General features: G+C 33.1%; 11 protein-coding genes. 5 read left to right on the forward strand and 6 right to left on the reverse strand.

The genetic code is table 11. From position 1 onward, the window contains the following. Positions 1 to 83: 83 nt before the first annotated feature. Positions 84 to 2,585: a cation-translocating P-type ATPase gene (locus Q1W72_RS03585; protein ID WP_302137403.1), complete on the forward strand. Its 2,502-nt coding sequence runs from the start codon at positions 84 to 86 to the stop codon at positions 2,583 to 2,585. 9 nt (positions 2,586 to 2,594) lie between these two features. On the opposite strand, the gene Q1W72_RS03590 is transcribed toward Q1W72_RS03585, so the two are convergent. The 4 genes from Q1W72_RS03590 to Q1W72_RS03605 form a co-directional block, all read right to left on the reverse strand. Continuing rightward, positions 2,595 to 3,989 carry a DUF5723 family protein gene (locus tag Q1W72_RS03590; RefSeq protein WP_302137404.1) on the reverse strand — a complete coding sequence of 465 codons (1,395 nt, stop codon included), beginning with the start codon at positions 3,987 to 3,989 and terminating at the stop codon, positions 2,595 to 2,597. Further along, positions 3,986 to 4,540, reverse strand: coding sequence for a hypothetical protein (locus Q1W72_RS03595; RefSeq protein WP_302137405.1), 555 nt, complete (start codon positions 4,538 to 4,540; stop codon positions 3,986 to 3,988). The genes Q1W72_RS03590 and Q1W72_RS03595 overlap by 4 nt, the downstream gene beginning before the upstream one ends. A gap of 104 nt (positions 4,541 to 4,644) precedes the next feature. Continuing rightward, positions 4,645 to 5,508, reverse strand: coding sequence for a hydroxymethylglutaryl-CoA lyase (locus Q1W72_RS03600; RefSeq protein WP_302137915.1), 864 nt, complete (start codon positions 5,506 to 5,508; stop codon positions 4,645 to 4,647). Positions 5,509 to 5,741: 233 nt separating this feature from the next. Then, positions 5,742 to 6,761, reverse strand: a complete 1,020-nt coding sequence (locus tag Q1W72_RS03605; RefSeq protein WP_121341458.1) for a quinone-dependent dihydroorotate dehydrogenase — start codon at positions 6,759 to 6,761, stop codon at positions 5,742 to 5,744. A gap of 315 nt (positions 6,762 to 7,076) precedes the next feature. On the opposite strand from Q1W72_RS03605, the gene Q1W72_RS03610 reads away from it, so the two are divergent. The 4 genes from Q1W72_RS03610 (at position 7,077) to Q1W72_RS03625 (ending at position 10,399) form a co-directional block, all read left to right on the forward strand. Continuing rightward, complete coding sequence (locus tag Q1W72_RS03610) at positions 7,077 to 7,634, forward strand: hypothetical protein (protein WP_099715970.1); 558 nt, start codon at positions 7,077 to 7,079, stop codon at positions 7,632 to 7,634. A gap of 178 nt (positions 7,635 to 7,812) precedes the next feature. Next, positions 7,813 to 9,066, forward strand: a complete 1,254-nt coding sequence (gene pepT, locus Q1W72_RS03615; protein ID WP_302137406.1) for a peptidase T — start codon at positions 7,813 to 7,815, stop codon at positions 9,064 to 9,066. Positions 9,067 to 9,071: 5 nt separating this feature from the next. After that, entirely contained in the window at positions 9,072 to 9,656 is a 585-nt protein-coding gene (locus Q1W72_RS03620; RefSeq protein WP_099715972.1) for a YdeI family protein, read from the forward strand. A 293-nt stretch (positions 9,657 to 9,949) separates the two neighbouring features. Continuing rightward, complete coding sequence (locus tag Q1W72_RS03625) at positions 9,950 to 10,399, forward strand: hypothetical protein (RefSeq protein WP_302137407.1); 450 nt, start codon at positions 9,950 to 9,952, stop codon at positions 10,397 to 10,399. A 74-nt stretch (positions 10,400 to 10,473) separates the two neighbouring features. On the opposite strand, the gene yajC is transcribed toward Q1W72_RS03625, so the two are convergent. Next, complete coding sequence (yajC, locus tag Q1W72_RS03630) at positions 10,474 to 10,746, reverse strand: preprotein translocase subunit YajC (protein ID WP_099715973.1); 273 nt, start codon at positions 10,744 to 10,746, stop codon at positions 10,474 to 10,476. Positions 10,747 to 10,776: 30 nt separating this feature from the next. Continuing rightward, positions 10,777 to 11,688 carry a transcription antitermination factor NusB gene (gene nusB, locus Q1W72_RS03635; protein WP_302137916.1) on the reverse strand — a complete coding sequence of 304 codons (912 nt, stop codon included), beginning with the start codon at positions 11,686 to 11,688 and terminating at the stop codon, positions 10,777 to 10,779. Between the last annotated feature and the right edge of the window lie 60 nt (positions 11,689 to 11,748).

Here is an 11,748-nt window from a genome sequence, read left to right on the forward strand (position 1 = left end):
ATTAAATTGCACTATGGAGTTTTCTCTAATCCAACTTCTTCCGTTTTTATAATCTGTGAAATTTGATTCATTTATTTTTTGCTATGAAAGAACCGCAACAACAAATAAAAGGACTTTCAAATGATGAAGTCTTGCAATCAAGAGCAAAACATGGAGCAAATTCCATAGCGCATCAGGACAAAAACAACTTCTTCACTTCTTTAATCGAAATGGTTAAAGAACCTATGTTTTTATTGCTTTTGACCGCTACCAGCATTTATTTTATCACAGGCGATTTTGGCAACGGAATTTTTATGGCTGTTGCTATTGTAATGGTTTCTACGATATCACTTTATCAGGAATCAAAAAGCAGAAATGCAATCGAAGCTTTAAAAAAACTATCTCAACCCAAAAGTAAAGTCATTCGCAATAGCGAAATTATAGAAATCCCAAGTGAGGAAATTGTCTTGGGTGATCTCATTCAAACCGAAGAAGGAACCTTTATCCCCGCAGATGGTATCATTATCAAGTCTAATGATTTTTCCATAAATGAATCCATTCTTACCGGTGAATCGCTGGCTGTCTTTAAAAATGAAACGTCTGAAAATAATCAGGTATATCTTGGAACAATTGTCACCAGCGGCTTAGCCATTTGTGAAGTAACAGCCATTGGGAACCAAACCCAATTAGGCAAAATAGGCAAAAGTCTGGAAACGATTATCGAAGAAAAAACGCCTTTGCAAATACAAATTGGGAACTTTGTAAAAAAGATGTCTTTTGTGGGACTGGCAATTTTTGGTATCGTCTGGATTATTAATTATTATAATTCCAAAGATGTTCTAGACAGTTTATTAAAAGCCTTGACCTTGGCAATGAGCATCATCCCTGAAGAAATTCCAGTAGCTTTTACCACTTTTATGGCACTTGGTGCTTGGCGCTTGATGAATATGGGAATTATTGTCAAACAAACGAAAACGGTAGAAACCTTGGGCAGTGCCACCGTAATTTGCACCGATAAAACAGGAACTATCACCGAAAACAAAATGAGTTTGGCGCAATGGTACACTTTTTCATCGAATGAAATATCTAATCCAAAGAAACAGCTAAGTAATGACGAACTCGAATTATTAACGCTTTCCATGTGGGCCAGTGAACCTATTCCGTTTGACGCCATGGAAATTGCATTACATGAAGCGTATTCAAAATTAGAAATTCCAGATGAACGAGCCCAATTCAAATTGACACATGAATATCCATTATGCGGAAAACCTCCCATGATGACCCATATTTTTGAAAACCAAAATGGAACCAAAATTATTGCTGCCAAAGGTGCGCCCGAAGCCTTAATTGCATGCTCTAATCTATCCGGAAAAGAAACGCAACAAGTACTTGCCGCAATGACAACTATGGCTCTGAAAGGGTTTCGCGTTTTGGGTGTTGGCGTTGCTGAATTTTCAGGAACAAATTATCCCGAAACGCAACAGGAATTTTCTTTTGATTTCAAAGGACTGGTCGCTTTTTATGACCCACCAAAAGAGAATATAAAAGCCGTTTTTGAAACATTTTATAAGGCAGGCATTCAAGTAAAAATAGTTACTGGTGACAATGCAGCGACAACAGCCACTATAGCCAAACAAATTGGTTTTCGAAACGTAGAAAAAACACTCAATGGAGATGAATTAATGGCGATGGACGATGCCACTTTGAAAGAAAAAGTAATGGAAACTGCCATTTTCACAAGAATGTTTCCTGAAGCCAAACTCAAAATCATAAAAGCGCTGAAAGATAACAATCAAATTGTAGCCATGACTGGTGATGGCGTAAACGACGGACCCGCATTAAAATCAGCGCACATAGGAATTGCTATGGGCAAAAAGGGAACCGAAATTGCCAAACAAGCCGCCAATCTTATCCTTATTGAGGATGATTTTTCAAAAATGATTGACGCTATTGCCATGGGCCGAAAAATATATAACAATCTAAAAAAAGCGATTCAATACATCATTTCGATTCACATTCCAATTATCATGATTGTCTTCATTCCTTTGGCTTTAGGATGGATTTATCCCAATATTTTCTCTCCGGTTCATGTCATTTTTCTGGAAATAATTATGGGACCTACCTGTTCTATAATTTATGAAAATGAACCTATGGAACGCAATTTGATGCTCCTAGAACCAAGACCATTTACCACGACCTTTTTTAAACTGAAAGAAATAACGATAAGTATTATTCAAGGGTTTGTCATCACTTTGGGACTTTTATTTGTCTACCAATATTGTGTTGCTGACAATTGCTCCGAAAGCGCCACAAGAACTGTTGTATTCCTCACTTTGATTGCCTCCAATATTTTCTTGACACTCACCAACCGCTCTTTTTACTATTCAATATTTACAACTTTACGTTATAAAAATAATTTAGTTCTAATGATTATTGGCGCAACCATTCTAATTACTGTTTTATTGCTATTTGTCCCCTTATTTGCTCATTTTTTCGAGTTCGAAAGGGTTTCTGGGTTACAAATTTGTCTGAGTATTTTAGTGGGATTTGTCTCGGTACTTTGGATAGAAATTTACAAAGGATTTAAACGACAAAGACTCAAATAAAAACCAATATTATTTTTTACTATCCTTAAAAATAACATTAAGACCTAGCTGAAAAGACAGACTATTGGCTTTAGTGACATCCCTATATTCCAAAAGATTATCGGCAAGAACATAGAAATTAACCGGTCCAAACATACTGGACAAACCCAATCCTATATTTTTATAGGAATAAGAATCTATGGTATAAGTTGCTTTCATTTGCAACGAATTGAAAATTTTTCTTCTGTAATAGGTCGTAAAAGCTACTAAAGGTGTTCTCGGGGTAGACATTACAAATAATTGAGCACCTACAGCACTTTTATAAATAGTTTCAGGATCATAATTAAGACAATTACAATCTTCGGAGACTTCTTCTTCGAATGAAAACTGAATGGAAGTATTGAGTTTTGTAGGTCGCCAAGTTGTATAATCAGCATACAAGGTGTCTAAAGGAACGGCATCCTTAAATTCTTGATAGCCATCTTCTGCTGAATTTCCAGAACTGAATTTGGGAATAACTCCTTCGTATTTATAAGTTCCTTTGAAAGTCAAACTTTCTACTTCATTAGTATGTTTTATAAAACCAAAATCTATCACACTTGCAGTAAATTGAATATTTTTCTTTGGATAATAAGTTAAACCGGCATCAAATCCCAAACCTAAATTACCGCCTAGAAGGGCTCTTTTAGTAATATCTTTTACCACATTTGGATCATAATCTTCATCATCATATTTAGCAACCCCTGATGTATTGAATTGCAAATCCGAATAAATCATTTGCTCATAAATACCTTGTGTGGAGGGAATTGTATAAATATATCCTGAATTATTAGTGGAGTTAACATTATAAATACTGGAATAAATCTTTCCTCGCGCTCCTAGAATTAATTTTTCATTTATCTTTTTATGAAATCCCAGATGAAAAACCGATAGCATTTCTGCTTTTAGATTCAAATCGCCTAAATTGAATACTTTTCCCAAATAATCTCTATTCCCGTCCAAAACCAAAATTGCAATATCTTTAGGAACATAGCTCATAAAATCAAATTCTTGGTACATACCAAAAGAAACATAGGAATCTCCTTGTTCTCCAGCTATTTTAAAACCGCCATTAAATAATTCTATTTGTTCGTTTATGGCCATTCTGTCTTTTCTTGTAGTGGAGAATACTACATTTCTCAGTTTCACATTAAAGTCGACTCCGTTATCTGCAAATAAATCATACGCCGAAAATCCACTGGAACCTACATTTATGGAAATACCAGACAACAAAGGAATCCCAAAATACCAATTGTACTTGACATCAGACCCAGGATTAGTCAGCAAAGACTGAGGCACTGAAGTGAAATTATATAGAATTTGTTTGTTCTGTGAAAAGCAACCTATTGTTAGAAATAGAGCAAAAATTAAAATTATTTTTCTCATTCTACTACAAAATAAGCGGTTACTCCTGAACGTAATTTTAAATTTCCTACACTGCTTTCGCTTAATGGAGGACCTGCTAACATGGTGAGCCTAAAAGTAATTTTAATTGTTCTTTTTAATAAATCCAGTGAAGCATTTTGAAATGTTTCATTTTTAGTAACTATATTTTCTGCACCGGAGTAAGCAGGTACGAAAAAATTTGAGGAATGAACTGGCTGATTATTTCTATCCAGAAACACTAAGTCTATTCTGTAACTTCTATTTATGGTATTGTTAATTTCAAAAAAAAGATCGATTCTATTTAACTTTTCCGTGAAAAATTTTTCGCTGAACACATCGACAGTTGGGGCATCAAAAATTACGTTTTGTTCTACTCCGCCAGTTACAAACTGATTTGCCTCAACATCAAAATAAGCTAAATTTGATATAATTACAGGTTCTAACTTTATATCATTTACTTGATTGTAATCTAAATCACTTGCGCATGAAGACGAAAATAAGATTAGAATTAGTACACTTAGGATTCTATGAATGGTCCGTAGTTGCATCATATTAGTCTATTAAAAGTAAATTGGGGAACTGTATAACTAACGTATCATTCATAAACTTATTATTTTCAAGATTAGAGTTCAAGTACAATTATCATTTTTTAATTTTAATGAAACTCACCAAATAACTTAGAAGCCTCATTGTAAGCACTTTCAAAACTCATAGGACTCATGTCTGTTTTTTCTTTTTGCGAAGTAAAATAAGATAATAACTTCTCCGTAGGCATATTACCCGTTAAATCATCTGTTGCCATCGGACATCCGCCAAAACCTTGAATAGCACCATCAAAACGACGGCAACCCGCTTTATAAGCCGCTTCAATTTTCTCAAACCATTTATCAGGCGTAGTATGAAGATGCGCACCAAATTCTATTTTGGGATATTTCGGAATTAGATTCGAAAACAAATACGAAATCACATCTGGTGTTGAACTTCCTACCGTATCCGAAAGTGACAAGATTTTAACTCCCATTAATGCTAATTTCTCAGTCCATTCGCCTACAATTTCAACGCTCCAAGGATCACCGTAAGGATTACCAAATCCCATAGAAAGATAGGCTACTACTTCCTTATTTGTCCTATCGGCAATTTCAAGGATTTCATTTAATGTAATTAACGATTCGGCAATCGTTTTATGGGTATTCCGCATTTGGAAATTCTCAGAAATCGAAAAAGGAAATCCTAAATACTGTATTTCGGGATGATTTGAAGCCAGAGTTGCTCCTTGCGTATTGGCAATAATTGCCAATAATTTGCTTTTGGTTTGAGATAAATCCAGTTGTGCCAATACCTCTGCTGTATCTTGCATTTGCGGAATCGCTTTAGGCGAAACAAAGCTTCCAAAATCTATGGTATCAAAACCTACACGTAACAAAGACTGGATGTAAGTCACTTTTCTTGCCGTAGGAATAAAAGGCTTTATGCCTTGCATGGCATCACGTGGACATTCTATAATTTTTATTGGCTCCATAGAAAGCCAAAGATAGAAAAACAATTAAGAATTTTTAAATGATGCGTTTCAAATTTTCTAAAATTGACATTATTACATATTTCGGTAATAAATTAAAATATTAGGCAATTTGGTAACAATTTGATATTAAACTTTTAGAATTAAACTTGATTTTTAAATTATAATTGAATTATCATACGTTTAATCAAAGGAGACATTATTAAATCTTGAAAAGTACCTTCAAAAATAAAATATTACAATCTTTCTAAAATCTTTTTGTTTATGGCTTTCACCAAAGCCGGACCTTCATAAATAAAACCAGTGTACAACTGAACTAAACTTGCTCCTGCATCTAATTTTTCTATTGCATCTTCCGCAGAATGAATTCCTCCTACTCCAATAATTGGGAAGGCTTTATTGCTTTTTTGAGATAAAAAACGGATGACTTCAGTAGAACGATGCGTTAATGGTTTACCAGACAAACCGCCCATTTCTGTTTTATTCTCGGATTGTAATCCTTCACGAGAAATGGTAGTATTTGTGGCAATAACGCCCGCAATTTTAGTTTCTTTGATAATATCAATAATATCAAGCAACTGTTCATCTGTCAAATCCGGAGCGATTTTTAAGAGGATTGGTTTTTGCTTTGGCTTAGCCAAATTCTTATTTTGTAAGGTTTGCAACAATTGTGTCAACGGTTCCTTGTCTTGTAACGCTCGAAGATTTGGCGTGTTTGGGGAACTTACATTCACCACAAAATAGTCCACATAATCATATAATGCATCAAAACAGATTTCATAATCCAAAGTGGCTTCTTCGTTTGGTGTCAACTTATTTTTACCAATATTCCCCCCTATTAAAACGCCTTTATTTTGTTTCAAACGTTCCACCGCTTCTTGAACACCGCCGTTATTGAACCCCATTCTATTAATGATTGCGCTATCTTCTTTCAGACGAAACAATCGTTTTTTAGGATTTCCTTCCTGACCTTTTGGAGTTAACGTTCCTATTTCAATAAAACCAAAACCAAAATTGGACAATTCTTTATACAGCCTGGCATCTTTATCAAACCCAGCAGCAAGTCCAACTGGATTTCTAAATTTTAAACCAAAAACTTCAGTTTCTAATCTTGAATCTTTTACTTCGTAAAGCAATCTAAAAAGGCTAGTAAAACCTGGAATTTTGGACAAAAATCGAATCAATGAAAAAGTAAAATAATGAACTTTTTCCGGATCAAACAAAAATAGAAATGGACGAATGAGTAATTTATACATGGTTGTAGTGTTGTTGGTGCAAAAATAGAACTATCTAATCGATAATTAAATATTTCGAAAAAAAATTATACAGCAACATTTGATTTGGCTTCAGCCAAAGAAGAAATAGTTAAAATAAACAGTAGTTAAATAAAGCACAAAAACTTTACACCAATAAAAAACAAACGATTGACTACTAGTGATTTAAAATTAAAAAATATTGACTCAACATCCTCAACACAAAATAAGAAATGATTTTTTCAATGATTTTTCTTATCTTGTAATAAATAAATTAGTGTTGAACATCAATTTTCATCAACTTAAAAACACATAGCCATGAATATAAAATTATTTCTCACTGTAGTATTGCTTTCTAGTTTTCAACTTTTCTTTGCTCAAGAAACTAAATCAGACACGATAAAGTTAGCCACAAAAACTACGATTACTACGGTTACAACAATCAAAGACACCATAAAAGTTGCTCCAGAAGTAGCAGCAAAATTAGCAACGACTGCCGAAAAAGAAGCATTAAAAAAAGAAGCTAAAGTACTCAAGGACAAAATGAAATTGGAGAAAAAAGCGCTAAGAGAAGCTAATAAAATTGAAAAAGAGCAGAAAGATTTTGAAAAAAAACAAAAAGCTTTTGATAAACGACAAGACAAAATTCTTTCGAGTGAGAAATCGATTAGTAAGATAAAAACAAAAATCTCAGATGAGGAAAGATATTTAATAAAACTCAAAGAAAAATTTGAACAGAGAAAATCAAAAGGTAAACTTAGTTCTACTGAAATTGAAAAAGAAAATATCAAAATCAGTAAGCGACAAATAAAAATAAATAAGCTGGAAGGCGATCTAGATAAAGCAGAAGAAAAACTGCATAAAATGAGAGATTAATTTGAACCACCTTCGGGTGGTTTTTTTATGTAAAAAAGTTGATTTTGACCCAAAAACAGCATTGTTTATTGCTGTTTATACAATGCAATTATTATTTTTAATTTGCAAGATTTAGTTGCTGATTAACTTCAAAAAGCTCCTGAAAAAATGTTTATATTTGCATTAAAACAAATTTAAAATGCAACATATAATTGACCGTTTCATCAGTTACGTAACTATTGATACTGAATCTGACCACAAATCAGAAAGTACGCCAAGTACAGCAAAACAATGGGATTTAGCCAATAAACTGGTTGAAGAACTTAAAACAATTGGATTGCAGGACGTAACAATTGATGAAAAAGCATATATCATGGCTACTTTGCCAAGTAATGTAAATCATGAAGTTCCTGTAATTGGATTTATTTCTCATTTTGACACTTCCCCTGATTTTACTGGAGCCAATGTAAAACCTCAAATTGTATCGAACTATGATGGTAAAGACATTGTATTAAATGCAGAAAAAAATATTGTGTTATCACCAAGTTATTTCAAAGATTTATTGCTTTACAAAGGGCAAACTTTAATAACTACTGACGGAACAACACTCTTGGGCGCTGATGACAAAGCCGGAATTACCGAGATTGTTACTGCAATGGAATTCCTTGTTAACAATCCTGAAATCAAACACGGAAAAATCAGAATTGGTTTTACACCTGATGAAGAAATTGGCCGTGGTGCGCATCATTTTGATGTAGAGAAATTTGGAGCGGATTGGGCGTATACAATGGACGGAAGTCAAATAGGCGAATTAGAATATGAAAATTTTAATGCGGCTGGCGCTAAAATCACTTTCAAAGGAAAAAGCGTGCATCCTGGCTATGCAAAAGGAAAAATGATCAATTCTATGTTGATTGCCAATGCTTTTATTAATGAACTTCCAGCAGGAGAAACTCCTGAAGAAACTAAAGGTTATGAAGGTTTCTTTCACGTACATCATCTGAATGGAAGTATTGAAGAAACCGTATTGGAATTAATCATCCGCGACCACAACAAGAAAAAATTTGAAAAGCGCAAAGAACTAATCGAGAAAATCGCTCGAAAAATCAATAAGAAATTTGCAAAACAATTTGGTGAAGACATCGTTATCACTGAGATTAAAGATCAATATTACAATATGAAAGAAAAGGTTTTACCTGTGAAACATATTGTGGATATTGCTGAAAAAGCAATGAAAGAAATAGGAATTAAACCGCTTATAAAACCTATTCGTGGTGGAACTGACGGTTCTCAATTATCCTATAAAGGGTTGCCTTGCCCAAATATTTTTGCCGGCGGACACAATTTTCATGGAAAATATGAATATGTTCCTGTAGAAAGTATGCAAAAAGCAGTTGAAGTAATTGTAAAAATTGCTGAATTGACAGCTACAGAAGATTCTTCTAAAAAATAATCTATTTGGAACCTTCAAAAACGACTCATATCTGGGATAGAAATAACAGTTGGTCAGAAGAATTAGAACTTCTAAAATCAGTTATTGTCAAAACGGAACTTGTGGAAACAACCAAATGGGGCGGTATTGTTTATGTCTTGAATGGTAAAAACGTACTCGGAATTGGAGGATTCAAAAATTACTTTGCGATTTGGTTTTTCAATGGTGTTTTATTGCATGATAAAAAAAAGGTTTTGGTTAATGCGCAAGAAGGCGTTACCAAATCATTGCGACAATGGCGATTTTCATCAAAAGAAGAAGTCAATGAAGCAGCAGTTTTAGATTACATTCATGAAGCGATTGCCAATGAAAAACAAGGAAAGAATAGTAAACCACAGAAAAAAGAACCTATCGTTTCTGAACTTCTTCAAAAGGAATTAGATGCAGATGCCAATTTAGCAGATGCTTTTCTAAAATTCTCTCCTTACAAACAATATGAATTTTTAGAATATATTGAAACTGCAAAACGAGAAGAAACCAAACGTTCCAGGATTGAAAAAATCAAACCGATGATAAAAGAAAATATTGGTTTGAATGATAAATACCGATAAAATTAAGTCCCAATTCTGAAACTCAGAGTTGGGACTTTTTTTTGTTCAAAATCATATTAGAATAGCTCTTTGTTCTCCCATAATCTTTTACACAATCTCTTTCTTTAAAAAAAGAAAACACTTCCTCCCTAGGTTACTATTTGTTGTAAAACAGAATAAATTAGCTAAATCGTTCTGAAAAACTTAACATTGACCAGTCTATTAAATCACTATATTTACTTACAACCACGTAACAATTTAGTAACACCAGAATAACTATTCGTTTAATTGCATAAAAACTAATACTATAAATTATGATACCAAAGAAAGAAGCGGAAACTGATCCAGTATCTCCGGCAAAACCTGAAATTGTTAAGCCAGTTAGAGCTCGAAGAACAAAAGTTGTTAAACCTGAAGTGGAACCCGCTGAAATTATAGTTCCTGTAATTGAAGAAATCATAACAGAAACTATAGAAATTTCGACTATTGATCTAGAAGACAATGATGATAGTGACGTTTCAAATCAGAAAAAAAGTAAAAACAAGATTAAAACCAAAGTAAAGATGAAAGATAAAGACAAGAAAAAGGCTAAAAAAGCCGACGCAAAAGAGAAAGCTAAGCAAAAAGCGAAAGCAAAAGTCAAAAAGGCAAAAAAAGCCAAAAAGGATAAAGCTAAGAAAGCAAAAGTTAAAGCCAAGATAAAAGCTAAAAAAGCCAAAGCAAAATCAAAAAAAGCGAAGAAGAATAAAAAGAATAAAAAATAAGGATATTTTTTATCCAAAAAAAAGTCCCAATCCGAATAATCGGTTGGGACTTTTTTAATTCATTAAAATGAGAATTATTTTTTGTTCAATACTGCACTCATTTCCATAGAAATAGCAGAACGCTCCATTTTCAATTTTCCTGACATCGTTTCAACAACAACAGTTGTATCCGCTAACTCAGAAACTTTTCCGTGAAGACCACTTTTTGTGATGATTTTATCACCTACTTTTAAGCTGCTTTCAAATTCTTTTTCATTTTTCGCTCTTTTCTGTTGTGGTCTGATCATGAAGAAATAGATTACCACAAACATTAATAAAAACGGTGCAAATTGAGTTAATTGTTCCATAATTTAAATTCTTTTTTTATTAGTTAATTATTACATTAAACCACGACCAGCTTTAATGATTCTTTTGCTGGCTTCCAGTTCTTTTACTAAATTGTCTAAAATTCCGTTGATAAAAATACTACTTTTTGGCGTAGAATATTCTTTGGCAACTTCTAAATATTCGTTAAGAGTTACTTTTACTGGTATAGATGGGAATTTCAAAAATTCACAGATTGCCATTTTAAGAATAATGGTGTCAATTTCGGCAATTCTTTCAGTATCCCAGTTTGGTGTTTTATCAAGGTATTCTTTGGCTAATTCCGTTTCGTTTAAGACCGTTTTTCTGAACAAATCTTTAACAAAATCCTTATCCTCATTGTCTTTATACAATTTTGGAACTCTGAAATTATCATCTTCACCAGACTTAATGGCTTTCAATTGCTTGATAATATGCGTATTCACTAATGGAATATCATCAACCCAAGTTAACTTATCATCCTCTAAATATTCGTATAATTTTTCATTTGGAACAATTACATCCATGAATAAATCAACGATAAATTGTCTGTCTTCTTCAAATGTACTCACTGAATTACTCATGTAATCCGCATACAATTTACTTGCTTTTACGTCATTCAAAAGCAGTAAAATATAATCGTCGTTTAAAGACCAATTATTGATTTTACGGTTTTCCAGCGCAATACTTAATGAATTGTTTTCGGCAAGGATTTGAAAGATTCTGTTTTTGATGAACTTTTCGTTGGGTTTACGTTCCTCAGGAGTTGCAAGATGTTTCAAACTAGATTTATGTAAAAAGACAGTCTCTGTTTTACAAATTTCAATCAGGGAAGAAAGCATTATAAGGTATAAATCTTGAATATTGTCGATACTGTAAAAAAGGAATTTTTCTTCTTTTTCCAGATTATCTGAACCGCTTTGATGCATCGCATAAATGGATTGCATTACTTTAACGCGAATGTGTCTTCTATTTACCACCTTGTAAGAACTTTTATTAATTAGTCT

The sequence above is a fragment of the Flavobacterium sp. ZE23DGlu08 genome (assembly GCF_030505335.1).
GTDB lineage: Bacteria > Bacteroidota > Bacteroidia > Flavobacteriales > Flavobacteriaceae > Flavobacterium > Flavobacterium algoritolerans.